The sequence below is a fragment of the Alistipes sp. 56_sp_Nov_56_25 genome, assembly GCF_001915285.1.
Lineage (GTDB): Bacteria > Bacteroidota > Bacteroidia > Bacteroidales > Rikenellaceae > Alistipes > Alistipes shahii.
In genome coordinates this window covers 170,338-195,264 of record NZ_MNQF01000063.1, presented here as the reverse complement: position 1 = coordinate 195,264, position 24,927 = coordinate 170,338, and the positions used below count along the sequence as shown (strand labels likewise).

Genomic DNA, 24,927 nt, shown 5'->3' with positions numbered 1-24,927 from the left:
CGCCCCGCCCGCACCCCTGAAAGCCGGGTTATGACAAGGGCGGACGCCCCGTTCCGAAGCGTATCGGCCAGCCCCTGCCTATAAACCGCACATCTTGCGCCCGCGCAGGAACACCTGCCGGATCAGCGGCGTCTGGTAGGCATAGGAGAAAAATTCGACCGACGGCATCGGTTTGGTTATGAAAAAGTTGGCGACCTTACCTAAAGTGACGCTTCCGTAGTCGCGGCTCAACCCCATGGCATAGGCGCCGTTGAGCGTCGCGGCGTTGATCGCCTCGGCGGGGGTCATCTTCATGCGGATCGAGGCCAGCGAACAGACCATGCGCATGTTGCCCGAGGGCGACGACCCGGGGTTGTAGTCCGAAGCCAGCGCCACGCCCAGCCCGGCGTCGATCATCGCGCGCGCCGGAGGATAGCTCATCCCGAGGAAGAACGCCGCGCCCGGCAGCAGCGTCGGCATGGTCGCCGCGCCGCGCAGCGCCTCGATCTCCTCCCGTCCCATGCGTTCGAGGTGGTCCACCGACAGGGCGTCGCAGGCCACGCCCACCTGCACGCCGCCCGAGACGGCCAGTTCGTTGGCATGGATTTTCGCCCGCAGCCCCAGTTTGCGCGCGGCCTTGAGAATACGGGCCGTCTCTTCGACCGTGAAAAAACCTTCGTCGCAGAAGACGTCGACGAAATCGGCCAGCCCTTCGGCCGCCACGGCGGGCAGCATTTCGTTGCACACCAGATCGACATACTCCCCCTGCCGTCCCCGGTAGGCACGCGCCACGGCATGCGCCCCGAGGAACGTGGCCCGCACCTCCAGCGGCACGCTTTCGCGGATGCGGCGGATGACGCGCAGCATCTTCAGCTCGTCCCCGGTCGAAAGGCCGTAGCCGCTCTTGATCTCCACGCACCCCGTACCCATCGCCGCGATCTCGCGCACGCGCTCCATCGCCTGCGCATAGAGTTCGTCCTCCGAAGTCTCGTGCAGCCGGTCGGCAGAGTTGAGAATGCCCCCGCCCCGCCGGGCGATCTCCTCGTACGACAAACCGTTGATCTTGTCCAGAAACTCCCGCTCACGGCTCCCGGCGTAGACCAGGTGGGTGTGCGAGTCGCAGAACGACGGGAAGAGCATGCCCCCTGCCGCGTCGACGACCTCGTCGGCGGCGATGTCGCCCAGAGAGTCCATGCGTCCGAACGCCGCGAAACGGCCGTCTTCAGCCAGCAGCCACGCGTCGTCGAGCGTGCCCAGCTTGTTCATGTCGGCGCCGCAGCAGCGCAGACGGCCCGTCGATTCGATGCCGACGATGCGAGCGATGTTCTTCACCAGCAGTCTCATAGGCCGCGGAGGAATCGGACGGAGGCTTCGATATGGGGATACATCACCTCGTCGTTGTCGATGAAGGGAACCTCTTTGCGATAGTCGGCCAGCATTCGCTCCAACTCGGGCGACGTATGCGCCGGGCGGCGGAACTCGATGGCCTGCGCGGCGTTGAACAGCTCGATGGCCAGCACCCGTTCGGTGTTGCAGACCACGCGCCAGAGCTTCGTGGCAGCGTTGGAACCCATGCTCACATGGTCCTCCTGCCCCTGCGACGAGGGGATCGAATCGACCGACGCGGGCATGCACAGCCCCTTGGACTGGCTCACGATCGACGCCGCGGTATACTGCGGAATCATAAAGCCGCTGTTCAGCCCGGGGTTCGCCACGAGGAATTTGGGCAGTTCGCGCGCCCCGGAGATCAGTTTGTAGGTGCGACGCTCGGAGATGTTGCCCAGCTCGGCCAGGGCGATCGCCAGGAAATCCATCGCCAGAGCGATCGGCTGTCCGTGGAAATTGCCCGCCGAGACGACCATGTCCTCCTCGGGGAAGACCGTCGGATTGTCCGTCGTGGAGTTGATTTCCGTGGTCAGCACGCTCTCCACATAGTCGATCGTGTCCTTCGAGGCTCCGTGAACCTGCGGCATGCAGCGGAACGAATAGGGGTCCTGCACGTGGTGCTTGGGGCGGGCGATCAGTTCGCTGCCTTCGAGCAGCCCGCGGACATTCCGGGCCGTGGCGAGCTGCCCCCGGTGGGCGCGGATCAGGTGCACCTCGTCGCAGAAAGGCTCGATACGACCGTCGAAGGCGTCTAACGACAACGCCCCGATGCGGTCGGCCCACTCGCTCAGCCGCCGGGCGTGGATCAGCGACCAGACGCCGTAGGCGCTCATAAACTGCGTGCCGTTCAGCAGCGCAAGGCCCTCTTTCGACTGCAACCGGATCGGCTCCAGCCCCAGTTCGGCAAGCACTTCGGCCGAGGGACGCACCTCGCCCTTATACTCCACCTCGCCCAGCCCCAGCAGCGGCAGGCTCATATGTGCCAGCGGCGCGAGGTCGCCCGAAGCACCCAGCGAACCCTGCTGATAGACGACGGGCAGGATGCCGCGGTTGAAAAACTCCACGAGACGCTCCACCGTCGCCAGCTGCACGCCCGAATGGCCGTAGGCGAGCGACTGTATCTTGAGCAGCAGAATCAGCCGCACGATCTCCGAGGGCACGCGCTCCCCGGTTCCGCAGGCGTGCGACATCACGAGGTTCTGTTGCAGGCGCGACAGCTCGTCGCGGCCCACCGAAATGTCGCACAGCGACCCGAAACCGGTCGTGATGCCGTAGATCGGCCGCTCGGGGTTCTCCATCTTGCGGTCGAGGTACTCGCGGCAGCGGACGATGCGCGCCCGGGCGTCGTCGCTCAACGCGAGCAGCAGCCGCCGTTCGAGGATTTCGCGGACGCGCCCGACCGAAAGGTGCTCCGCGGTGATATGGTGATGTTCCATGGATGACAATTCAAAATTCATAATTCGAAATTCATAATTTATCCGAAGCGCCGCCCTGTTCGTTCAGCGCCTCGCGGACAAGTTTCTCGTCGGCAAAAACAGGCAGGGTCACACGCAGTCCGGGCGTGCGGTCCATTTCGCGGCGGATGGCCTCGACGGCCCCTTCGTTACGCGCCCAGCTGCGGCGCGCGATGCCGTTGTTGACGTCCCACAGCAGCATTTCGCGGATGCGGCGGCCGGCATCCTCCGAACCGTCGATCACCATGCCGAAGCCGCCGTTGATCACCTCGCCCCAGCCCACGCCGCCGCCGTTGTGGATCGAAACCCACGTCGCGCCGCGGAACGCATCGCCGATGACGTTCTGCACGGCCATGTCGGCCGTCAGGCACGAACCGTCGTAGATGTTCGAGGTCTCGCGGTAGGGCGAATCGGTTCCCGAAACATCGTGATGGTCGCGCCCCAGCACCACGGGGGCCGTGATGCGGCCCTCGGCGATGGCCCGGTTGAACGCCTCGGCGATCTTCACGCGCCCTTCGCAGTCGGCATAGAGAATGCGCGCCTGCGACCCGACGACCAGCCGGTTGCGCCCGGCCTCGCGAATCCAGTGAATATTGTCGTCCAGCTGCCCCCGGATGTCGTCGGGAGCCGTCTTCCGGATCTCATCCAGCACTTCGGCGGCCAGAGAGTCGGTCGTTTCGAGGTCTTCGGGCTTCCCCGAGGTGCAGACCCAGCGGAACGGCCCGAAGCCGTAGTCGAAGAACATGGGTCCCATGATGTCCTGCACGTAGGAGGGATAGCGGAAGCGTCCGCCCTCGCCCGTCACCGCGGCCCCGGCGCGCGAGGCTTCCAGCAGGAAGGCATTGCCGTAGTCGAAGAAATACATTCCCCTGTCGGTCAATTTGTTGATGGCATCGACCTGCCGCCGCAGCGACTCCTGCACACACTCTCTAAAGCGGCCCGGCTCCTCGGCCATCATCTTGTTCGACGCCTCGTAGCTCAACCCCACGGGATAGTAACCGCCCGCCCAGGGGTTGTGCAGCGAGGTCTGGTCCGAACCCAGGTCTACCGGAATCTCCTCCGCGGCCAGCCGCTCCCAGAGGTCCACGACGTTGCCCACATAGGCCATCGACACGACCTCTTTCGCCTTGACAGCCTGGCGGATACGCGGGATCAGCTCATCCAGCGCTTCATGCAGCTCGTCGACCCATCCCTGCTCGTGGCGTTTCTGCGCCGCCTTGGGGTTGATCTCGGCGACGACCGACACCACGCCCGAAATATTGCCCGCCTTGGGCTGCGCTCCCGACATGCCGCCGAGACCCGACGAGACGAACAGCATCCCGCGCGTATCGGTGCGGCCGGCCGTAAAGCGTTTGCGCGCGGCGTTCATCACCGTGATCGTCGTGCCGTGGACGATGCCCTGCGGCCCGATATACATGTACGACCCGGCGGTCATCTGCCCGTACTGCGACACCCCGAGGGCGTTGAGCCGCTCCCAGTCGTCGGGCTTCGAGTAGTTGGGAATCACCATGCCGTTCGTAACCACCACGCGCGGGGCGTCGGGATGCGACGGGAACAGCCCCAGCGGATGCCCGGAATACATGACCAAGGTTTGATTTTCAGTCATTTCCGAAAGATACTGCATCGCAAGGCGGTACTGCGCCCAGTTCTGGAACACGGCGCCGTTGCCGCCGTAGGTGATCAGCTCGTGGGGATGCTGGGCGACCCGCGGGTCGAGGTTGTTCTGAATCATCAGCATGATGGCCGCCGCCTGCCGGCAGCGGGCGGGATATTCGCCGATCGGACGCGCATGCATCTCGTAGTCGGGACGCAGGCGGTACATATAGATACGGCCGTAGCGGCGCAGCTCCTCGGCGAACTCCTTCGCCAGCACGGCGTGGTGCCTGACCGGAAAATAGCGCAGGGCGTTTTTCAGAGCCAGCGTCTTCTCCTCGTCCGAAAGGATGTCCTTGCGTTTGGGCGCATGGTTGATCTGTTTGTCATAGGGTTTCGCGGCGGGCAGCCGGTCGGGAATGCCCGCGCGAATGTCGTTCTGAAACTCTTCGCGTGTCATATTATCCGATTTTAGATTCGACGATCTGCAAGACCTCCGCTTCGAGACGCACGGCTTCGGCGGCCAGCGCCTCGGCCTCGGCGGTCAGCGCATCGGCCACGGCACGGTCCTTCAGCCCCGCGGCGTTGATCTTCACATTGAGGCACGCCCCCAGCACCGCGCTGCGGGCCGCCAGCGCACCCACGCCGGCGTCGGAGACCGAATTGGGGTTGCCCTCCGAGGCCATGGCGCGCACGATTTCAAAAACCCGCGAGGCGGCCTTCATCGTCCGCAGAGGAACCTCCGTGGCATAGAGCGTCGCCTCCTGCAACGCGGCGCTGCGCGCCGCCTTCTCCTCGTCGGTCGACTTGGGCATGGCGAAAACCGCCATGATGCGGTTGAACGCCGCCGTGTCCTCGTCCACGAGGTGCAGAAGCTCCGCAAGAACGGCCTGCCCCCGTTCGGCCCAGTCGGAAAACTCCTCCCAGCGGTCGTCCCACCCCGCCTTGTGCGACGAGAGGTTGGCGACCATCGTCCCGAGGGCCGCGCCCAGCGCACCCATGTAGGCCGCGATCGAGCCGCCGCCCGGAGCGGGAGATTCGCTCGCCGTCTCTTCGGCGAACGCCTTGCAGGTCATGTCGATAAGCCGCTTCTTCGGAACCTCCGCTTCAAGCAGGTACTCGATCACCTTCTCGGCAGGATCGAACGGCTTCAGGTCGTCCAATCCCATCGACTTGACGGCAATGCGGACGATCTCCTCCTCGGCGACGCCCGTCGAGCGACGCTGCTTGCGGAGGAAGTATTTGCCGGCTTCGACCAAAGCCCGTTTCGGAACCAGCCCCACGATTTCGGTCCCCGTGACGCGCACGCCGCGGGCGTCGGCCTTGCGGCACACCTCGTCGAAAGCCGCGTGGAGCGGCGTCCGGGAGATGTCGGTGATGTTCATCGAGACCTGCGCGATGCCGTACTCCTCGATGAACCAGCCGATGGCCTTCGTGGCCGGAAGCGTTCCGGGCTGCATCACGGGATTTCCCGCGGCATCCTTCACCACCCTGCCCGTGATGGGGTTGCCCTCGCGGACGGGACGCCCCTTTTCGCGCACGTCGAAGGCGATGGCGTTGGCGCGGCGCGTGGAGGTGGTGTTCAGGTTGAAATTCACGGCGATCAGGAAGTCGCGCGCCCCGACGGTCGTGGCTCCCGTGCGGGCAACCCCCTCGTCGAAGGGACGCACCCCGAAATCGGGCGCGGATGCCGTGTGCGCCAGTTTCTCGGGCAGGGCCTCGTACTCCCCGGCGCGGCACACGGCGAGGTTTTTCCGTTCGGGCGCAAAGGCCGCAGCCTCGTAGCAATAGGTCGGGATGCGCAGTTCGTCGGCGATACGCCGGGCCAGCGCGCGCGCCAGTTCGGCGCACTCCGCAAGCGTGACGCCCGCAATCGGTATCAGCGGCAGCACGTCGGTGGCCCCCATGCGGGGATGCGCCCCCTTGTGGCGGCGCATGTCGATCAGTTCGGCCGCCCGCTTCACCCCGGCAAAAGCGGCCTCGACGACCGCTTCGGGTTCGCCGACGAAGGTCACGACCGTGCGGTTGGTCGCCTCGCCGGGGTCCACGTCGAGCAGTTTGACGCCCCCGGAGGCCTCGATGGCCGCGGTGATTTGCCGGATCACGGCCTTATCGCGTCCCTCGCTGAAATTGGGAACGCATTCAATGATTCTTTGGGACATAGGATCGTCGCATTTAAATTCTTATACTTCAAAGATAAATAATAATCGGGAGAAATCCGAAAAAACCGTAACAAAACAGGCGGCTTTTTGCGAAAAACAGAAAGGCCCGGTGCACAAATGCACCGGGCCAGGATTGCAGCCGGACCGAAATCCGGGGGCGGAAGCGCCCCGGTCCCGGAAAAGAGAGGTTATTTGCCGATGGTCAGCGTCACCCCGCCCGTACACCAGAAACCCGGCAGGCGGATTCCGCCGATGTCGCAGTAGCGCGTGTCGGTGATGTTCGTGGCGTCGACATAAAGGCGGCAGATGCCCTTCTCCCACTGGAGACGTCCGTCGAGCAGGAAATAGGGCTTGTAGTCGCGTTCTTCGTTAAGGGAGGCGTTGCCCGGTTCGGGGTAATGCGTGTAGCTGCCGTTGCGGTCGTAGACCGAGCCGGTCAGCGCAAGCGACATCCGCCGCAGGAAATGCACCTCCACGGCCAATGCCGCCTTGTGACGCATGAAATCCATCGCGCTTTTGGCGATGACGTCCGCGTTCCGGTCGGTCGTGATGTAGCCGTACGAGAGCGTCACGCGGCGCAGGAAGCCTTCCGAAACCGTATAGCCGCCCGCGAGTTCGATCCCGAAGGTATCGAGACTGCTCGTCTGTTCGGAATGCCACTTGCTGCCCATGTCCTCGCGCCAGACCCAGTCGATGATGTCGCGCCCGGAGCGGTAATAGGCTTGCGCCGAAAGGTTCCAGCTCCGCTTGAGGTAATCCACGCCAAGTCGGTATGTGACTGCGTGTTCCGGCGTAAGATCGAGGTTGTTGATCTGCGCCGGGGAGGTGTAGTAGAGGTCCGTGAAGGTCGGCAGGCGCATCGACTGCCACGCCCCGGCTTCGAGGCGCAGCCCGGCCGCGGGGGCATAGCCCGCCGAAAGGCTCCACAGGGCCGAAGTGCCGTAGGGCGTGAGGCTCACGCCCGCCGAAGCCGCCGCGTCGAAATGCCGCCACCGCTTGGCGTGCCGCAGCCACAGGTTGCCCGTGTGGCGCGCCTTGGCATGGGTGTAATGGCCTTCGGGAACCGAAAGCTTGTCACCCAGATTGGTGCTGTAAATGTGGTTGAAAGCATAGTCTCCGCCCACGGTGGTAACGCCCGCCGCCCAGTCGCAGTCGGCCCAGAGCTTCGCTCCGACATTGTCCGTGTTGTGGCGGTTCATCGCCGTGCCGCGCGTCCAGTCGTAGCGGTCGAAGTTCTTGCGGTAGCTCGCGGCGGCCCCCAGCGAAAAGCGGCCTGCGGTTTTCAGCCACCGCAGCGACCCCAGGGCCGTGGCGGTATGCTCCCACTGGTCGGGATTGTAGGCCGCATAGAAACCGTTGGAGCCGAAATCGCGGTCCTGCCACCCGGCCTGCAAGTCGAAGAACCCGGCCCGCCCGCCGTCGTAGGTCGCCCGTACGAATGCGTTGTAGTTGGAGAAATCGGTATTGTGCCGGTAGCCGTCGCTGCGGCGGTACGAAGCCGCGCCGAGCACCGAGAAGCGTCCCGCACTCACCGCGCCCGAAAGATTCCCGTAGCCATAGCTGTACTGGCCGCCCGAGGCTTCGAGGCGCAGGTAGGTGGGCCGCAGCGGCGCGGTGCGGATGTTCACCGCACCGGCGTAGGCTCCGACGCCCGGAACGCCGTCGATCAGTTCGACGGCCGAAATGCAGTCGAGGTCGACGGGCAGCGCGTGGGACTGATGCCCGGTGCGGGCATCGGTGAAATCAATGCCGTTGAGAAGGACCATGGTCTGGTCGAAAGAGCCTCCCCGGATGAAGATGTCGGCCTGCGTTCCCTTGCCTCCGCGTTCGCGGACATCGACCGAAGGAGCAAGGCGCAGGGCGGCTTCCAGAGTCTGGACAGGCGCCGGGGCCTGGGCTTTCCGGTCGAAAAGCGGGGTGTGCGACTGGGCGTTGCGCGCGGGAGCCGTCTGACTCCCGGTGACGCCGACTTCCCGGATCCGCAATGTCTTGAGAACAGCGGTCGTGTCGGCAGTCTGCGCGGACGCACCTTGCGTCGCAAGCAGCAGGATCGACATCCCGACAGAGAGGACCCCGATAGTCACATAACGGTGGAGGCTGGCAAAAACCGACCAGTTTTTGCGACTCCAACGCTTGAAGCAGGGGTACTGCTTTGTTTGGATGTTTTCCATTTGTTTGAAATTTGGGTTAAAAGTGAAAAAACGTCCGAACCGGGTCCGGCTGCTGATCCCCGGTTCGGACGCGCAAAGGTAACAAAAAAAACGGGCTACACAGGCCCGTTTGTGTAAATCGCACTGAAGCAATCAGTCAACCCGCTGTCATTCAGTTGAACAGCGCCTCGACCTTCTCCACGACGTCGTTTTCGTCGGGTTCGAGCGGGAAGACATGGCTCGGCTTGAGATACCACAGCTCCTTGCCCTCCTTGAAGTGCTCCTCGCCGCCGCCCGTGACATTGAGCATGACGGTGGCGTCCTTCTCGATTTTACCCGCGTTCACGGCATTGACGAGCGACGCCAGCGCAACGCCCGCCGCCGAATAGATGTCGACGCCTTCGAGTTCGTGGAACAGCTTGCGGGCCTTGCGCGCCATGGCGTTCGTGGCCACGAAAACCTCGCCGCCGGTGGCTTTCAGCGCATCGAAAAGACCGCCCGTGACGCTGTAAGGCGGACGGCGGTTCGAAAGCACCTTGGCGTCGATGATCTCCGCGTCGCGGCGCGCCTTGTCGTCGTCGTAAGGCAGCAGCTTGCGCGATGCCGCCTGCCAGGCGTCGTACATCGGAACGAACGGGGCGTTCTGCGCCACCATCAGCTTCATCGTATTCCGCCCGAAGCGGCCGTCCTCCACCAGACGCATGTTGGCCTCCCAGGCGGCAATGGCGCCCGTGCCGCTGCCCACGGCCTGGAAATAGTAGTCGGGAATGCGGCCGATGGTCGTCACGGCCGAAAGGACCGTGCAGGCCATGCCGTCGCGGCGCGCGACGTTCTTGGCGCCGCCCTCGGCGTAGAAGCCGGGGCTTTTCAGCGCGATGTCGCTCAAATGGATGGCGTCGAAATAGTCGCCGCCCTTCTCGCACGAAATGAGTTTCACGCAGGGGTTCAGCGGCTGGTCGAACCACAGCGCGCCGATATTGTCGTAGGGAACCGAGAGCAGCAGCCTGATGTTATTGTCCGAGCAGACCTTGGCGAAGGCCCGGGCGGTGTTTCCGGCTGAAGCCACCACCAGCACGCGCCGTTCGTCGGCAGCGGCGCGGCCGCAGACCGAATAGGCCTCGGTCTCCTTGAACGAGCAGGTCGACATCGTGGCCCCGATGGCCGGATACCAGCCGTTGAAGGTGATCCAGAGGTTTTCCAGCCCGAGGTGCGCGGCGAGGCCCTTGCTCTTATAGGTCACGGGAGCCGACGAACCTTTGAGGATACGCCGCACGGGCATCCAGTCCGAGAAACGGTACAGGCCCCAGTCGGCGGGTTTCACGTCGATCTGTTTGCGGGCGTATTTGGTGCGCACGAGCGAAGGCTCCTTGCACTGCGGGTCAGCAAGCATCCAGCCGGCGTCTTCGAATTCGCGGCCCGTGGCGACGCATTCCAACGTGTAGGGGGTAGGTGTGAAATTTTCCATGAAGAGGTTTCGTATATCTGAATTCAATATTGTCTATGACATGCGGTTCCGGAAGTCCTCGTAGCCGAATTCGCGGATGACGTCAGTGCGGCCGTCGCGGCGCGCGATGACGATGGACGGATGGTGTACGCCGTTGAACATCGTGGTCTTGACCATCGTGTAGTGGATCATGTCCTCGAAGACGACGCGCTCCCCCACCTTCAGCTCGCGGTCGAAAGCCCAGTCGCCGCAGTAGTCGCCCGCAAGGCAGCTCGTGCCGCCCATGCGCCAGCGCTTTTCGCCGTCGGCAGGTTCATGCGCTCCGATGACGGCGGGTTTGTAGGGCATTTCGAGGCAGTCGGGCATGTGGCAGGCGAACGACACGTCGAGCATCGCCGTCGTCACCCCGCCGTTCTCCACGATGTCCTCGACGGTCGAAACCAGAAAGCCCGTGCGCCACGTGAAGGCGCTGCCGGGTTCGAGAATCAGCCGCAGGTTCGGATGGCGGGACCTGAACGCCTTCAGCAGGGCGATCAGGCGGTCGCAGTCATACCACGAGGCCGTCATCAGGTGGCCGCCGCCCATGTTGAGCCATTTGATCCGGTCGAGATACGCTCCGAAATGCGTCTCGACGGCCTCCAGCGCCTTTTGCAGATGCTCCGGGCGCGATTCGCAGAGGACGTGGAAATGCAGCCCCTCGACACCCGCCGGAAGTCCGCCGTGCGCCGCCAGCTGTTCGGCCGTGACGCCCAGCCGCGAGCCGGGGACGCAGGGGTTGTAGAGGTCCGTCTCGACGGGCGAATACTGCGGGTTGATCCGCAGGCCGCAGGAAATGCCGTTGATAAGGGCTTTCTGGCCGAAGCGGCGGAACTGCGACAGCGAATTGAACGTGATATGATCGCTGCAATTGAGGATTTCGTCGATATTGGAGTCCGTGTAGACCGGGGCGTAGGTGTGGGCGGGACACCCGAACTCCTCGAAAACGAGACGCGCCTCGGCAGCGGAACTTGCAGTCGCACCGTCGGAATGCTTCGCCAGCTCGGGAAAAATGCTCCACATGGCGCAGGCCTTCAGGGCGACGATAATTTCGGCGCCCGATTCCCGGCGCACACGGTCGACAGTCGCCAGGTTCCGGTCCAGCAGCTCCTCGTCGAGGACGTAGCACGGTGAAGGCAGTTTCAGAAAGTCAATCATCGAATTGTTTTTAGTTGGATTTCATCCTTCGTTTTCTCCGCTCGGCATAATCCGGGCAAGCCCGGCTCTGCCCTCGCTCAACGAAAACGTCCAAAACAGTTGCAAAAGTAGCAAAAACCTCCTGAAAACCACGCTGCGCAGGCTTGGTTTTCGGGAAAATACGCATTTATACTTATCGCTTGCGAAACCCGGTCCGGAAATAAGCATCGGAGCCGGTCGCCGGCAGGGGCATTTCGGGAAAAGCGGTTCTGCGGAAAACGATACGACAGTTTTGATTTTGGAGGAGCGGAAAATCCCGCTGCGGTTTTCGATCGGTGCGGCGCATCTGTCGTGCATCGTGAAAAATCCCCGGATGGGACGTACTTCGGCACTATCCATCCGGGGATTTTGAGGGATGTGCGGCATCTGCGCCGCAATCTTCAAAAACCTACACTTCGAGATTCACATCGAACAGCTCGTGCCACGGCAGGCCCTGCTCGCCCAGCTCGGCGAGGAACGGATCGGGATCGAACTCCTCGACGTTGAACACGCCGGCGCCGCGCCAGAGGCCCTTGGCCCACATCGAAGCGCCCAAAGCCGCCGGAACGCCCGTGGTGAACGACACAGCCTGCGTGCCGGTCTCCTTGAAGGCTTGTTCGTGGTCGCAGTTGTTATAAATATAGTAGGTGCGCTCCTTGCCGTCCTTCAGGCCCTTGATGCGGCAACCGATCGAGGTCTGGCCGTGATAGTTGGCGCCCAGCGACTTGGGATCGGGAAGAACCGCCTTGAGGAACTGGATCGGGACGATCTCGACGCCGTTGTAGATGATCGGGTCGATACGCGCCATGCCGATGTTCTGGATCACGCGCAGGTGCGTCAGGTACTCCTGACCGAAGGTCATCCAGAAGCGCGCACGCCGGATCGTGGGATAGTTCTTCACGAGCGACTCCAACTCCTCGTGGTAGATGACGTACGACTCGCGCTCGCCGATGCCCGGATAATTGAGCGGCTTGTGGATCTCGTGCGGCTCGGTCACCACCCACTCTCCGTTCTCGTAATAACGCCCTTTCTGGGTCACCTCACGGATGTTGATCTCGGGGTTGAAGTTCGTGGCGAAAGCCATGCCGTGGTTGCCCGCGTTGCAATCCACGATGTCGAGGTAGTGGATCTCGTCGAAATGGTGCTTGGCGGCATAGGCCGTGAAGATGGCCGTCACGCCCGGGTCGAAACCGCAGCCGAGGATCGCCGTGAGTCCCGCGGCCTTGAAGCGGTCCTGATAGGCCCACTGCCACGAGTATTCGAAATGCGCCTCGTCCTTCGGCTCGTAGTTGGCCGTGTCGAGGTAGTTGCAGCCGCATTCGAGGCAGGCGTCCATGATCGTGAGATCCTGGTACGGAAGCGCCACGTTGACCACGATGTCGGGTTTGAACGCGCGGAACAGTTCGCACAGCTGCGGCACGCTGTCGGCGTCGACCTCGGCGGTCTTCACGCGGTTGCCGCCGATGGCGGCCGCAACGGCGTCGCATTTGGATTTGGTACGGCTGGCCAGCATCACGTCCGTGAAGACGGGATTGGCCGCGATTTTCTGCGTCACCACCGTTCCGACGCCGCCGGCTCCGATTATCAGCGCTTTACACATAGAATTATTCGGTTTTAAAAGTTAGATTTCATCTTAACGCCTACAAAAATATCCTTTTATTTCGGCAAAACAAAATCCGCGCGCCAAATTTCACGATCCCGGCCGGCCGAAACCGCCGGAAGATGCCCGGACGCCTATCGCCTGCAGGCGGCAGCCGGCAGCCGGAAAGGCAAAAAACACACTTTTGCGCAAAATTTGCAGGCCGGGTATTGGATTTTAAAAATAAATCCGTACATTTGCACCACCAAAACGGAAACGATTCCCATTTTGGCACACGGAGATTCCGTAGCTCAGCTGGTAGAGCACAACACTTTTAATGTTGGGGTCCTGGGTTCGAGCCCCAGCGGGATCACCAGAGAAAGGAAGGTCGAGGCCTTCCTTTTTTCGTTTTCGGGAAGGAGAGACCGGTTTTATCCGGCCGGTTCCCGCGCATCGGCCGCGTCAGGTCAACGCTCTCCGGAAAGCAGGTCGACGTATTCCCACTCCCGGCCGCCGGCACGTTTGAGTTTCGGAGGCTCGCTGCAACACTGGCTGATCGCCGAGCGGCTGACGCCGTATTTGGCGGCGGCTTCCCGAAGCGTGTCGAACACCTCACCGGTGGTGATGCACCTTACCTTCCGGCTTCGTCGTCGCAGCATCGCCCTAACGGAGCATTTCCGGCAGCCGGAAGAGCGGGATTTCGTGATGAGGCCATACGCCTGCGCCGACCATACATGGCCGCAGGCCCTGCACTCGAATGTCATGCGGGTCTGGCTGTTGACATACTCGGTCAGAGGGACGATCTCCGGATGCAACAGGTTCAATCTTTCGACGAACCGTTCATGCGAGAGTTTCAACCTGCCGGCACAGCTGGCGCATCCCGAACCCCGGCGCAGGGTCGTGGGCGCAACGGACCACTCGTGATTGCAGACCTTGCACCGCACCCTGATTTTATCAGAGGCCCTCGTGTATTCGCCGATAACCTCGATTTTATCATTGATCCCGGCCAGCTCCGCCCGGAATTCTTCGGTGGTCATCCGCCGCGAATCCAGTTCGGCCCTCCTCCGGATCGTCTCCCATTCGCCCGCGGCGAGGTTCGAATCCAGCCCGAACGCCCCGAAAAGGGTTTTCGTCACCGCAACCAGCTTGTCCATATTCCGGCGGGAGGCAAGGTCGCAGGGAGTCACCAGGCAATCGTCGAAAGGAACGGCCGTTTCATCATAATGGTCATATACGGTTATCAGCCGGATGCCTTTCCTTTCGCACAGCAGACGCTTTTCCCGATCCCTCTCCACCAGATTCCGGTGCCAGTACCACGAACCGGGTTCCACGGCCGCCCTCAAGGCGGGAATGCAGACGTCCAATTCGACTCCTGCCGCAGTCTTGTCCCGCGACAGGACTTCCGATTCGCCGAGCATGCGGACAAAGGCGTGGCGGATAAACTGTTCCGGAAAGGAGGTGCATGCCCTGTGGCAGTTCGGACAGCCGCCGCCGTGCAGAACATCGCTCGGCTTTACTTCGTACTCGTATTTGCAGGCGTTGCAGCGGAGAGGGATCGGCGTCGTATAGTTTACATATTTCCCGCCCTCCCGGACGACGAGATTCCGGTCGATTTTATGGAGGCGTTTCAAAAAACGCTCCATCGTCAGTCGCTGGGACGCTCCCCGGCGGGAATGCGCGCACAGCGGACATCCCCGGCCGTTAAGTATATGCGCAGGGGTCACGTCCCATTCGTGTCCGCATTTCAGGAACCGGAACCGGGTCTTTTCGAGCGCTTTCACATACGGGCCGACGATGATCACGTCATCCCTTCGGGATTTTAGCTCCTCCACGAACTCCGCGTGGGATTTCCGCATGGTTCCCGCGCACTTGGGACAGCCGTGGCCGCGCAACAGGCTACCCCCGACCGGCGCCCACTCCCAACCGCATACGTCGCATCTTACGGCAACCCGGGAGAGGCAGTTTTCGTATGTTCCGACGACCGTGATTTTGAGATTCCGCGCCTTCAGGGCACGCACGAATTCCGGGTGGCTCTTTTTCTTCATCATGCGATCGGGTTATGCGGTAAAACGGAAGAGCCGGCATAAGCCGGCTCCCGTCAGTGTGCGATGGATCGGGGACGTTTCAGGTGCGCCCAGGCCGAACGCACGAAGGCGCCGGCAAGACCCTCGTCGAAGACCAGCCGGTGTTTCCAGCGGTTCGCCCACCAGCGGCGGGTCTTGAACCGGACCACGCGCAGCAACCCTTCGGGCTGCTCGCCGGAGAACGCCGGGGAGAGGATTTCGTCCAGCACCCGCTTTTCGAGTTCGGCGTCGCGTTCGAAATCCGGGAGCGACGGGGCCTCCAGCCCCAGGCAGTCGACGCAGAGGGCGTTGAGGCAGTTCAGGAACCCGACCATCCGGGTCTCCCGGGCCACGGCGTACAGCGCCGGCCAGTCGATCCGGTCGTGGCAGTGCGCGACGAAGACGCACCAGTCCAGAACATGCCGCAGGCCGATGTTGATCGCCGCGAAATGCACGGCGGCATGGCGCAGCAGGAACAGGGCGTTGAGCTGCTCCGAAGGCAGGTAGACGGCTACGCCCGCAACGGCGACCGACTCGCCGGGCTGCGCGGCATACTGCTTGAACAGCCGTTCGAGACGCGCGTTGGAGGCGTGCGTCTCCTTATTGACAAAGTCGTAATGATTCTCGACCATGATGCCGTCGACGTCGAACGTCGTGTGGTGCTCCTTGTGCACGTCGACCGGAACGCCCCACTCCCGGGCGACCAGCTTGTCGGCCTCGGGCTGACGCCCGAAAAGCCAGATGTCGATGTCCCCGCAGGGACGGTGTTCCGGAACGGGATAGAAAAGGCTCAGGCCGTAGCCCTTGAGCAGCATCATCGGGATCGCATGCTCGCGGTAGAACGCCGCGAGGCGGGCGATGGCCCGCTCCTGCCGGCGGTAGACCTTTTCGATCCGTTCGACGTTGACGGCCCATTGCAGGCGCAGCGCCCTGGGCGGCCGCATCGCTTCGGGCAGGAGCTGCATCCCGTCCCACGCCTGGGCCAGCACGCCCTGCACCGAGGAGAGGTCGTAGATTTCACGCCACTGCGCCGCGTCGGTCCCCTCGAACAGCGATGCGTCGTCCATACGGTTGCGCAGCGTCGCCCGCACGAGGGCGAACAGTCGTTCGGCGGCCCGCGTCATCGCACCATGTCCTCCGGCGCCAACGGCGCATAGGGACCGTCCTTGACCTCGAACAGCACCGTGCCGCTTTCGAGAACCTCCAGCGTGTGCCACTGCCCTTTGGGGACGTGGATGCCGTAGACGCCTTTCAGCGGGTCGAGCGCGAAACGCTGCGTCTGGCGGCCGTGCTCGTCGCAGAAAATCACGTCGAAGCGGCCGCGCAGGATGACATAGGTTTCGTCCGTGTGGGGATGGCGGTGCACGGGCAGCGCCGTGCCCGGCTCCAGGGCGTTGAGCAGACGCTGGGCCTTGGCGTCGAGCGAGTCGTGAAGGTTGAAATTCATCCGCAGGCGTTCGCTCGTCTTCGCCCGGGCGGTCACTTCGTCCAGAAGTTTATCGTCGAGAATCATACTGTCTATGGTTTGAATTAGTCCCGGTAAAGATAGCGATACTTTGCAAAAAAACAGGCACGGAGATCGGATTTTCGCAAAAAAACCGTACCTTCGATCGAAATTATCCGCCCGAAGACCCGGAGAAAAGGCCCGCGGGCGACGTCAACGACGCAAGAAAATGAAAGGTATCGTATTAGCCGGAGGCTCGGGCACGCGCCTGTATCCCATCACGAAAGGTGTGAGCAAGCAACTGCTGCCCATTTATGACAAGCCCATGATTTATTATCCGATTTCGGCGTTGATGCTGGCCGGCATCCGCGAGATACTCGTGATCTCGACGCCGGCCGACCTCCCGGGATTCCGGCGGCTGCTGGGCGACGGCTCGGACTACGGCGTAAGCATCGAGTACGCCGAACAGCCCTCGCCCGACGGGCTGGCGCAGGCGTTTCTGATCGGCGAGGAGTTCATCGGCGGCGATTCGGTCTGTCTGGTGCTGGGCGACAATATCTTCCACGGAGCGGGCTTCACGGGCATGCTCCGGGAGGCCGTGCGCAGCGCGGAGGAAGCGGGCAAGGCGACGATCTTCGGCTACCGGGTCGAGGACCCCGAGCGGTACGGCGTCGCGGAGTTCGACGCCGCGGGCAACTGCCTCTCGATCGAGGAGAAGCCTGCGCATCCGAAGTCGAACTACGCCGTGGTGGGGCTGTACTTCTACCCCAACAAGGTCGTGGAGGTGGCCAAATCCATCCGTCCCTCGGCGCGCGGCGAACTGGAGATCACCTCGGTGAACCAGGCGTTTCTCGCCGGCGGAGCGTTGAAAGTGCAGACCCTCCAGCGGGGATTCGCATGGCTCGACACGGGCACGCACGACTCGCTGGCCGAAGCCTCGATCTTCGTGGAGGTGATCGAGAAGCGGCAGGGACTGAAAATCGCCTGCCTCGAAGGCATCGCCTACCGCAACGGCTGGATCACGGAGGAGAAGATGCGCGCACTGGCCGGGCAGATGCTCAAGAACCAGTACGGACGGTATCTGTTGAAGGTAATCGAAGAATCGAAACGATGAAAGCGATAAAAACGGAGATCCCCGGCGTGGTGCTTCTCGAACCGGAGGTGTTCGGGGACGCAAGGGGTTATTTTATGGAGCGTTTCTCGCAGCGGCGGTTCGACGAACTGGTCGGGCCGGTGCGGTTCGTGCAGGACAACGAGTCGAAATCGCGCTACGGAGTGGTCCGGGGCCTGCATTTCCAGAAGGGGGAATACGCCCAGGCGAAGCTGGTGAGCGTGGTCAGGGGCCGCGTGCTCGACGTGGCGGTGGACATCCGCCGCGGATCGCCGACCTTCGGACGGCACGTCGCCGCGCTGCTCGACGGAGAGAACAAGCGGCAGCTGTTCATCCCCCGCGGATTCGCCCACGGATTCGCCGTGTTGAGCGACGAGGCCGTCTTCCAATACAAATGCGACAACTACTACGCCCCCGGCAGCGAGGGCGGCATCGCGTGGGACGACCCCGCGCTCGCGATCGACTGGCGGCTTCCGGCCGGCGAAATACTCCTCTCGGAGAAAGACCGCCGGCACCCGAAGCTGGCCGACGCACCGGAACTTTTCGAATACGACAGACCATGAACATACTCGTAACGGGCGCCAACGGCCAGCTGGGCCGTGAAATGCAGCGGCTGAGCGCCGTATCGCCCAACAACTACACCTTTACCGACGTGGCCGAACTCGACGTCACCGACGCCGGGGCCGTCCGGCAGGCCGTGGCGCAGACCCGCGCCGAAGTGATCGTGAACTGCGCGGCCTACACCAACGTGGAGCGCGCCGAGGAGGACGAGGAGGCGGCCGACCGGCTGAACCGCGGGGCGGCGGAGAACCTCGCCCGGGCCGCGGAGGCGAACGGCGCGACGCTGATCCACGTCTCGACGGACTACGTCTTCGACGGCACGGCACACCTGCCCTACACGGAAGACGCCCCGACCGCACCGCTGGGCGTCTACGGGCGCACGAAACTCGCCGGGGAGCGGGCCGTCGCGGAGTCGGGGTGCAAATACCTGACCTTCCGCACGGCGTGGCTCTATTCCGAATACGGGAACAACTTCCTGAAAACGATGCTCCGGCTGACGGCCGAAAAGGAGCGTCTGAACGTGGTCTTCGATCAGGCGGGGACCCCGACCTACGCCGGGGACCTGGCCATGACGATCTTCTCGATCGTCGAAGGCGGCTATTTCGCCGGGAACGAGGGCCTCTACCACTTCTCGAACGAGGGCGTGGCGTCGTGGTACGACTTCGCCGCGGAGATCGCCGCCGCCGCCGGGCACGACAAATGCCGCATCCGCCCCTGCCGCACGGCGGAATTCCCGACCAAGGCCGCCCGCCCGGCCTACTCGGTGCTGGACAAAAGCAAAATCAAAGAGACGTTCGGGCTGGAAATCCCCCACTGGCGGGAGTCGATGCTCTACTGTCTGAAAAACATGCTGCGATGAAACGCAATATCCTGATCACCGGCGGCGCCGGATTCATCGGCTCGCACGTCGTGCGGCTGTTCGTCGGGAAATACCCCGACTATCGGATCATAAACCTCGACCGCCTGACCTACGCCGGCAACCTCGCGAACCTGCGGGACGTCGAGAACCGTCCGAACTACACGTTCGTCAAAGGCGACATCTGCGACTACGACGCCATGCGCAGCCTCTTCGCGGAGTACGACATAGACGGGGTGATCCATCTCGCGGCCGAAAGCCACGTCGACCGCTCGATCCGCGATCCGTTCACTTTCGCGCGGACCAACGTGATGGGGACGCTGACGCTGTTGCAGGCCGCACGGGAGCATTGGAACGGCACATGGGAAGGCAGACGCTTCCACCACATCTCGACCGACGAGGTCTACGGGGCGCTGCCGTTCGACGGGACGCTCTTCACCGAGCAGACCCGCTACGACCCCCACTCGCCCTACTCGGCGTCGAAAGCCTCGTCGGACCATTTCGTACGGGCGTTCCACGACACGTACGGATTCCCGGCCGTGGTGACGAACTGTTCGAACAACTACGGGCCTTATCAGTTTCCCGAGAAGCTCATACCGCTGTTCATCAACAACATCCGCCACGAAAAGCCGCTGCCGGTCTACGGCCGGGGCGAAAACGTCCGCGACTGGCTCTACGTCGAGGACCACGCCCGGGCCATCGACACGATATTCCACCGGGGACGCGACGGCGAGACGTACAACATCGGCGGTTTCAACGAGTGGCGGAACATCGACCTGATCCGGGTGATCATCCGGACGGTGGACCGCCTGCTGGGACGGCCCGAAGGGGCTTCGGAGAAGCTGATCACCTACGTCACCGACCGGGCCGGGCACGACCTGCGCTACGCCATCGACTCGCGCAAACTCAAGGAGGAGCTGGGCTGGGAGCCTTCGCTGCAATTCGAGGAGGGCATCGAGAAGACCGTGCGGTGGTACCTCGCCAACCAGGAGTGGATGGACGACATCACCTCGGGGGAATACGAGCGGTACTATCAGGAAATGTATACCGGGCGGTAGACGCATATTTTCGGATCGTTTCACGATCCGGGGCTTATGTACTTTTTGATCGCAAAAAGTACCAAAAACTCTCCGACAGATGCCTTCGCCTACTTTGGGCGGCCTAACGCTGGCTCCGGGCGACTATTCGCGGGTTTGTAAACAAACCGCCCCCTCCGCTCGCGCTTTTAGGCCGCCCTGCGTTTCACGGCTGCGGCATCGAGTCGGGATCAGTCTCCGCTTGTGGCGGCGGGAAGCAGATGCGATAACTCCGTTCAGAAAAAACCACGAAAAACTCCGTATTTATCAAACCTACCCTTTGCGGCTGATCTCGGCGAACGTCGCCCGGACGCAGGCCGCCAGGTCCGAAGGGGCGACCTTGAGTTGCAGCCCCCGCACCCCCGCACTGACATAGATGAAAGGCAGGCCGGCGGCCGTGGCGTGGATGTAGGTCGGAAAGGCCTTTTTCATGCCGATCGGCGAACAGCCCCCGCGGATGTAGCCCGTCACGGGCAGCAGCTCCTTCATCGGAATCAGATCGGCCTTCTTGTTGGCGGAGATCTTCGCCGCGGCTTTCAGGTCCACTTCGTGGTCGCCGGGCACGACGCAGACGAAATAGCCCGTACGGTCGCCCTTCAGAACGAGGGTCTTGAAAACGGTCGCTATATCCTCGCCCAGCTGTTCGGCGACGTGCGTCGCGGCGAGGTGCTCTTCGTCCACCCGGTACGGAACCAGTTCGTATGCGATCTTCGCGCGGTCGAGCAGCCGCGCGGCATTCGTCTTTTCGACTTTGGGATGTGCCATATTGTTCCCTTTATCTTCTTATCTGCCGCAAAGGTAGTTTAAATTACCCGAATGTGTGCATTTTTGCTACATTTGCCCGATCATGGCGCAACGGACACTCATATTTCTGGCAGGACTTCTCTGGGCCGCAGGCGCTTCGGCGCAGACCACGCGCGTGCGCGGGCAGGTGACCGACGCCGCGGACGGAAAGCCCCTGCAATTCGTCAGCGTCGTATTCCCCGGAACCACGACGGGAATCACCACCGACGAGCAGGGAATCTACGCCCTCGAAACCCGCGACACCGTGAGCCGCGTGCAGGCCTCGATGGTCGGTTACGCCACACGGACCCTGCCGCTGACGCCCGGGACCTTCAACCACGTGGATTTCGCCCTCGAAGCCGTGGAGTTCGGCATCGGACAGGTGGTCATCACCCCCGGTGAAAACCCCGCCTACCCCATTCTCGACGGCGTGATCCGCAACAAGCCGCTGAACGACCCCGAGCGGTACGACACGTACAGCTGCCGCACCTACACCAAGATGGAGCTGGACCTCACGAACATCAGGCCGCAGTTCCGGAGCCGCCGTCTCCAGCGCAACTTCGGGTTCGTCTTCGATTACGTCGACACCTCGGCGCTCACGGGCCAGGCCTATCTCCCGGCGATGATCTCCGAGTCCACGGCCGACCTCTACCGCAGCAGCCGTCCGGCATTCAAGCGCGAGGTGATCCGCGCCAGCCGCATCTCGGGCGTCGAGGACAACTTCGCCGCGGCCCAGTTCACGGGAGGCATGCACGGCGACGTGAATTTCTACGACAACTTCATCGACATCTTCAACGTGCGCTTCGCCAGCCCGCTCTCCGACGGGGGACGCGCGTTCTACAACTATTTCCTGGTGGACAGCATGGTGACCGAGGGGCGCAAGGTCTACAAAATCCGCTTCCACCCCAAGCGCCTCACCACCCCGGTGCTCGACGGAGAGGTCAACATCGACTCGGCGTCCTACGCCCTCCAGTCGGCCTCGGCGCGCATGCCCAAGGGCGTGAACGTCAACTGGATCAGGCACCTGATGCTCGACAACGAGAACCGTCCGGCGGACAAGGGACGCTGGTTTCGCGTCCGCGACCGCGTGTCGGCGGAATTCTCCGTCTCGACGGCCGATTCGTCGAAACTCACCTCGTTCATCGGCACGCGCGAGGTGGCTTACAGCGACGTGCGCATCGGCGAGCCGATCCCCGACGAGGTGCTGCGCATGGACAACAACGTCGTGGTGCGCGACGAGGAACCCGGGCACCGCCGGGAGGAGTTCTGGGAGCAGGTGCGCCCTTACAGTTTGAGCGAAAAGGAGAAAGGCATCTACGCAATGGTCGACTCGGTGCAGCACGTGCCGCTGTACCGCAACATCTACACCCTCATCAACACAGTGATCGTCGGCTACTGGAATACGAAATACATCGGCATCGGTCCCTACTACAAACTGGCCAGCTTCAACAAGCTGGAAGGCTTCCGCATGCAGCTGGGCGGGCGCACGACGACCAACGTGAGCCGCACGGTGCGCGTCGGGGGCTACGTGGCCTACGGCACGCGCGACGAGGAGGTGAAGGGCGGCGGCAGCGTCGAGGTGGCCTTCAACCGCCACCTCACGCGCAAACTGACCCTCACGGCACGGCACGACGTGATGCAGCTCGGCGCCGGGCAGAACGCGCTGACCGAGAGCAACATTCTCTCGTCGATACTCTCGCGCGGCGACCAGCGGCTCTCGATGGTCAACCGCGGCGAGGCGGTCTACGAACACGAGTGGTGTCACGGCGTGAGCACCTTCGCCGGCGCGCGCATGCAGCGCATCTTCGCCAACCGTTACGTGCCGATGCTGCGGCCCGACGGTGTGCCCGTCAACTCGGTTTCCGACGCCGCGGTGCACGTCGGCCTGCGGCTCTCGAAAAACGAAACGGTCTACCGCATGCCCTTCGACAAGCAGTCGATGGGTTCGGTCTACCCCATCCTGACGCTCGGATTCTCGGCGGGGATTCCCGACGCGCTGCACGGCAGCTACGAATACTACCGCCTCGAAGGCGGCATCCGCTACCGTCCGGAACTGCCGCCCGTGGGGTATTCGGACATCACGGTGCAGGGCGGGCGCATCTTCGGCAAGGTCCCCTACCAGCTGCTCAAACTCCACGAGGGCAACGGCACCTATTTCTACGATCCCTACGCCTTCTCGTGCATGAATTTCTACGAGTTCGCCTCCGACGCATGGATGTCGTGGTTCTGGGAGCACCACTTCAACGGCGTGCTGCTGGGCCGCCTGCCGCTGATCAAAAAGCTGAAATGGCGCGAGGTGCTGGTCTGCAAGGGCGTGTGGGGCACGCTTTCGCGCGAAAACAACGGGTCGACGGCCGGAACGCAGGCCGACCTTCTCTTCCCCGCGGGCATGACCTCGGTGTCGGACCCCTATGTCGAGGCCGGATTCGGCGTGGAGAACATCTTCAGGCTCTTCCGCGTGGACTGCATCTGGCGGCTCACACACCGAGGTCCCAAACCCGGACAGGAGATTCAGAACTTCGCCGTCAATTTAAGCCTGCAACTCAAATTCTGACCGGCGCAAGCCGTGCGTGTCGGGGATTTTGCCTATCTTTAGGCCCTGAAAACGAAACCGACGATGAAGAAAGCAGCTATATTCGACATGGACGGCACGCTGGTCGCCAACTCCCCGGTACACATCCGGGCCTTCGAAATCTTTTGCGCCCGCTACGGCGTCACCGACTGGAGAGAGAAACTCGCCAACGGGTTCGGCATGGGCAACGACGACATCATGCGGCTGGTGATGCCCGAGGAGGTGATCCGCGAAAAGGGCCTCGCGGCGCTGGCCGACGAGAAGGAAGCCATCTACCGCGAAATATACGCCCCGGACATCCGCCCGGTGGAAGGGCTGAAGGAGTTGCTCGAACGGCTCCGTGCGGCGGGGATTCCGTGCGCCGTGGGTTCGTCGGGATGCAAGGCCAACGTAGATTTCGTGCTCGACAGCTGTGCGATCCGGCCTTATTTCGATGCGGCGATCTCGGGCGACATGGTGTCGCGCTGCAAACCCGACCCGGAGATCTACCTCACGGCGGCTGCGGCGCTGGGCGTTTCGCCCGCCGACTGCGTGATCTTCGAGGATGCGCGAGCGGGATTCGAAGCAGCGAGGCGGGCCGGCGCAGGCCGGATCGTGGCCCTCACGACCACTCTGCCGCGCGAAGAGCTGGAGCGCGAACCGCAGGCCGACCGGATCATCGACTCATTCGCCGACATCGACGACATCGGCGCCCTGCTGGCCTAAAACAGCCGGGCGACGGCGGGAATACGCAGCACGCACCGCATCAGCCACGCCGGAACCAGCCGGCAGACACAGACGCAGATTTTCGTGAAAACACCCGGAATGCAGCTGCTACGGCCCCGGAACAAGGCCCGGAGGCCATGTTGCGCCACCTCCTGCGGCGCAGACATGACGCCCCAGCGAAGCAGCCGGCGGCGGCAGGCGGCGTCCAGATCGTACAGCGGCGTATCGACCGCCCCCGGGAAAACACCCGTCACGCGGACGCCGTATTTGCGGAACTCGAAATTCAGCGACCGGGCGAAGGTGCGCAGGAAACTTTTCGTCGCGGCGTAGGCCGCAATCGTCGGATAAGGCATCCACGCCGTCGCTGACGACATCACGAGGATATACCCCTCGCCCCGTCGCCGCATCTCCTCCCCGTAGAGACGGCACAGCAGCGCGGGCGTCGTGCAATGGAGCGTGACGATGCGGCCGATGCGTTCGGGTGGGGCTGCGGCCAGCGGACCGAACAGCAGGACGCCCGCATTGCAGACGAGCACCCCGATTTCGATGCCGCGCGCCGAGGTTTCGGCATGGAGTTTCACGGCGGCATCCGGTTCCGAAAGGTCCATGCAGAGCGGCAGCGTGCGCACGCCGTAACGCGCCGCAATTTCCCGGGCCGCGGCGCGATTCTCTTCGTCGCGGTTGCCCGCCATTACCAAATCATACCCTTTTGCCGCCAGCTGCGCGGCATATTCGCGGCCGATTCCCGACGAAGCGCCGGTCACCAATGCGTATTTTCGCTGCCGGGAGGAGATCAT

Annotated in this window: 19 protein-coding genes and 1 tRNA gene; 7 read left to right on the top strand and 13 right to left on the bottom strand. The window is 63.0% G+C overall.

The genetic code is table 11. The features are described 5' to 3' along the window. Positions 1-78 precede the first annotated feature (78 nt). From hutI to BHV64_RS11520, 8 genes are all read right to left on the bottom strand, one after another. A complete protein-coding gene (gene hutI, locus BHV64_RS11555; RefSeq protein WP_195579894.1) occupies positions 79-1,323 on the bottom strand; it encodes an imidazolonepropionase in 1,245 nt (414 codons plus the stop codon). Next, a complete protein-coding gene (gene hutH / locus BHV64_RS11550) occupies positions 1,320-2,801 on the bottom strand; it encodes a histidine ammonia-lyase (RefSeq protein WP_022062334.1) in 1,482 nt (493 codons plus the stop codon). Before hutH ends, hutI begins: the two co-directional genes overlap by 4 nt. Before the next feature lie 31 nt (positions 2,802-2,832). After that, positions 2,833-4,872 carry a urocanate hydratase gene (locus BHV64_RS11545; RefSeq protein ID WP_217727508.1) on the bottom strand — a complete coding sequence of 680 codons (2,040 nt, stop codon included), beginning with the start codon at positions 4,870-4,872 and terminating at the stop codon, positions 2,833-2,835. 1 nt (position 4,873) lies between these two features. After that, positions 4,874-6,574 (bottom strand): glutamate formimidoyltransferase, encoded by a 1,701-nt coding sequence (gene ftcD, locus BHV64_RS11540; RefSeq protein WP_149885879.1) that lies wholly within the window; start codon positions 6,572-6,574, stop codon positions 4,874-4,876. A gap of 188 nt (positions 6,575-6,762) precedes the next feature. After that, positions 6,763-8,745: a TonB-dependent receptor plug domain-containing protein gene (locus BHV64_RS11535; RefSeq protein ID WP_288116026.1), complete on the bottom strand. Its 1,983-nt coding sequence runs from the start codon at positions 8,743-8,745 to the stop codon at positions 6,763-6,765. A gap of 151 nt (positions 8,746-8,896) precedes the next feature. After that, complete coding sequence (locus BHV64_RS11530) at positions 8,897-10,189, bottom strand: cysteate synthase (RefSeq protein ID WP_022062338.1); 1,293 nt, start codon at positions 10,187-10,189, stop codon at positions 8,897-8,899. Between the two features lie 33 nt (positions 10,190-10,222). Beyond that, complete coding sequence (gene nspC, locus BHV64_RS11525) at positions 10,223-11,362, bottom strand: carboxynorspermidine decarboxylase (RefSeq protein WP_288116023.1); 1,140 nt, start codon at positions 11,360-11,362, stop codon at positions 10,223-10,225. Positions 11,363-11,789: 427 nt separating this feature from the next. Beyond that, positions 11,790-12,980 carry a saccharopine dehydrogenase family protein gene (locus tag BHV64_RS11520; RefSeq protein WP_015546040.1) on the bottom strand — a complete coding sequence of 397 codons (1,191 nt, stop codon included), beginning with the start codon at positions 12,978-12,980 and terminating at the stop codon, positions 11,790-11,792. 279 nt (positions 12,981-13,259) lie between these two features. On the opposite strand from BHV64_RS11520, the gene BHV64_RS11515 reads away from it, so the two are divergent. After that, positions 13,260-13,335 (top strand) — tRNA-Lys (locus BHV64_RS11515). Between the two features lie 91 nt (positions 13,336-13,426). Here the strand turns inward: BHV64_RS11515 and BHV64_RS11510 are convergent. From BHV64_RS11510 to BHV64_RS11500, 3 genes are read right to left on the bottom strand one after another with little or no spacing between them, the layout of a single operon-like run. Then, positions 13,427-15,007 carry a hypothetical protein gene (locus BHV64_RS11510; RefSeq protein ID WP_288116010.1) on the bottom strand — a complete coding sequence of 527 codons (1,581 nt, stop codon included), beginning with the start codon at positions 15,005-15,007 and terminating at the stop codon, positions 13,427-13,429. Positions 15,008-15,057: 50 nt separating this feature from the next. Next, positions 15,058-16,146: a nucleotidyltransferase domain-containing protein gene (locus tag BHV64_RS11505; protein WP_288116008.1), complete on the bottom strand. Its 1,089-nt coding sequence runs from the start codon at positions 16,144-16,146 to the stop codon at positions 15,058-15,060. Continuing rightward, a complete protein-coding gene (locus BHV64_RS11500; protein WP_149885882.1) occupies positions 16,143-16,535 on the bottom strand; it encodes a WbuC family cupin fold metalloprotein in 393 nt (130 codons plus the stop codon). Before BHV64_RS11500 ends, BHV64_RS11505 begins: the two co-directional genes overlap by 4 nt. Positions 16,536-16,695: 160 nt before the next feature. Between BHV64_RS11500 and rfbA the strand changes: the two genes are divergently transcribed. Genes rfbA through rfbB form a run of 4 tightly spaced genes read left to right on the top strand, consistent with a single transcriptional unit; the run spans position 16,696 to position 20,052 of the window. Then, the gene (gene rfbA, locus BHV64_RS11495) at positions 16,696-17,580 is read left to right on the top strand and encodes a glucose-1-phosphate thymidylyltransferase RfbA (protein WP_015546036.1); all 885 of its coding nucleotides are present in this window, start codon (positions 16,696-16,698) and stop codon (positions 17,578-17,580) included. Then, positions 17,577-18,140 (top strand): dTDP-4-dehydrorhamnose 3,5-epimerase, encoded by a 564-nt coding sequence (rfbC, locus tag BHV64_RS11490; protein WP_015546035.1) that lies wholly within the window; start codon positions 17,577-17,579, stop codon positions 18,138-18,140. The genes rfbA and rfbC overlap by 4 nt, the downstream gene beginning before the upstream one ends. Then, positions 18,137-18,997: a dTDP-4-dehydrorhamnose reductase gene (gene rfbD / locus BHV64_RS11485; RefSeq protein ID WP_015546034.1), complete on the top strand. Its 861-nt coding sequence runs from the start codon at positions 18,137-18,139 to the stop codon at positions 18,995-18,997. Before rfbC ends, rfbD begins: the two co-directional genes overlap by 4 nt. Further along, entirely contained in the window at positions 18,994-20,052 is a 1,059-nt protein-coding gene (gene rfbB, locus BHV64_RS11480) for a dTDP-glucose 4,6-dehydratase (protein WP_288116005.1), read from the top strand. Before rfbD ends, rfbB begins: the two co-directional genes overlap by 4 nt. Before the next feature lie 291 nt (positions 20,053-20,343). Here rfbB and ybaK read toward each other — a convergent pair whose 3' ends face one another. Then, entirely contained in the window at positions 20,344-20,835 is a 492-nt protein-coding gene (gene ybaK, locus BHV64_RS11475; protein WP_015546032.1) for a Cys-tRNA(Pro) deacylase, read from the bottom strand. Between the two features lie 82 nt (positions 20,836-20,917). Here ybaK and BHV64_RS11470 point away from each other — a divergent pair, with 82 nt between their 5' ends. Next, entirely contained in the window at positions 20,918-23,407 is a 2,490-nt protein-coding gene (locus BHV64_RS11470) for a DUF5686 family protein (RefSeq protein ID WP_217726994.1), read from the top strand. Between the two features lie 63 nt (positions 23,408-23,470). Continuing rightward, a complete protein-coding gene (locus BHV64_RS11465; RefSeq protein WP_015546030.1) occupies positions 23,471-24,130 on the top strand; it encodes an HAD family hydrolase in 660 nt (219 codons plus the stop codon). On the opposite strand, the gene BHV64_RS11460 is transcribed toward BHV64_RS11465, so the two are convergent. Then, positions 24,127-24,927: an SDR family NAD(P)-dependent oxidoreductase gene (locus BHV64_RS11460; RefSeq protein ID WP_171024688.1), complete on the bottom strand. Its 801-nt coding sequence runs from the start codon at positions 24,925-24,927 to the stop codon at positions 24,127-24,129. The two genes, BHV64_RS11465 and BHV64_RS11460, sit on opposite strands and share 4 nt — an antisense overlap.

What these genes read in the sequence shown, in the direction of transcription:
- hutI (WP_195579894.1), bottom strand. Translation starts at nt 1,323, where the DNA reads ATGAGACTGCTGGTGAAGAACATCGCTCGCATCGTCGGCATCGAATCG.
- hutH (WP_022062334.1), bottom strand. Translation starts at nt 2,801, where the DNA reads ATGGAACATCACCATATCACCGCGGAGCACCTTTCGGTCGGGCGCGTC.
- BHV64_RS11545 (WP_217727508.1), bottom strand. Translation starts at nt 4,872, where the DNA reads ATGACACGCGAAGAGTTTCAGAACGACATTCGCGCGGGCATTCCCGAC.
- ftcD (WP_149885879.1), bottom strand. Translation starts at nt 6,574, where the DNA reads ATGTCCCAAAGAATCATTGAATGCGTTCCCAATTTCAGCGAGGGACGC.
- BHV64_RS11535 (WP_288116026.1), bottom strand. Translation starts at nt 8,745, where the DNA reads ATGGAAAACATCCAAACAAAGCAGTACCCCTGCTTCAAGCGTTGGAGT.
- BHV64_RS11530 (WP_022062338.1), bottom strand. Translation starts at nt 10,189, where the DNA reads ATGGAAAATTTCACACCTACCCCCTACACGTTGGAATGCGTCGCCACG.
- nspC (WP_288116023.1), bottom strand. Translation starts at nt 11,362, where the DNA reads ATGATTGACTTTCTGAAACTGCCTTCACCGTGCTACGTCCTCGACGAG.
- BHV64_RS11520 (WP_015546040.1), bottom strand. Translation starts at nt 12,980, where the DNA reads ATGTGTAAAGCGCTGATAATCGGAGCCGGCGGCGTCGGAACGGTGGTG.
- BHV64_RS11510 (WP_288116010.1), bottom strand. Translation starts at nt 15,007, where the DNA reads ATGATGAAGAAAAAGAGCCACCCGGAATTCGTGCGTGCCCTGAAGGCG.
- BHV64_RS11505 (WP_288116008.1), bottom strand. Translation starts at nt 16,146, where the DNA reads ATGACGCGGGCCGCCGAACGACTGTTCGCCCTCGTGCGGGCGACGCTG.
- BHV64_RS11500 (WP_149885882.1), bottom strand. Translation starts at nt 16,535, where the DNA reads ATGATTCTCGACGATAAACTTCTGGACGAAGTGACCGCCCGGGCGAAG.
- rfbA (WP_015546036.1), top strand. Translation starts at nt 16,696, where the DNA reads ATGAAAGGTATCGTATTAGCCGGAGGCTCGGGCACGCGCCTGTATCCC.
- rfbC (WP_015546035.1), top strand. Translation starts at nt 17,577, where the DNA reads ATGAAAGCGATAAAAACGGAGATCCCCGGCGTGGTGCTTCTCGAACCG.
- rfbD (WP_015546034.1), top strand. Translation starts at nt 18,137, where the DNA reads ATGAACATACTCGTAACGGGCGCCAACGGCCAGCTGGGCCGTGAAATG.
- rfbB (WP_288116005.1), top strand. Translation starts at nt 18,994, where the DNA reads ATGAAACGCAATATCCTGATCACCGGCGGCGCCGGATTCATCGGCTCG.
- ybaK (WP_015546032.1), bottom strand. Translation starts at nt 20,835, where the DNA reads ATGGCACATCCCAAAGTCGAAAAGACGAATGCCGCGCGGCTGCTCGAC.
- BHV64_RS11470 (WP_217726994.1), top strand. Translation starts at nt 20,918, where the DNA reads ATGGCGCAACGGACACTCATATTTCTGGCAGGACTTCTCTGGGCCGCA.
- BHV64_RS11465 (WP_015546030.1), top strand. Translation starts at nt 23,471, where the DNA reads ATGAAGAAAGCAGCTATATTCGACATGGACGGCACGCTGGTCGCCAAC.
- BHV64_RS11460 (WP_171024688.1), bottom strand. Translation starts at nt 24,927, where the DNA reads ATGATCTCCTCCCGGCAGCGAAAATACGCATTGGTGACCGGCGCTTCG.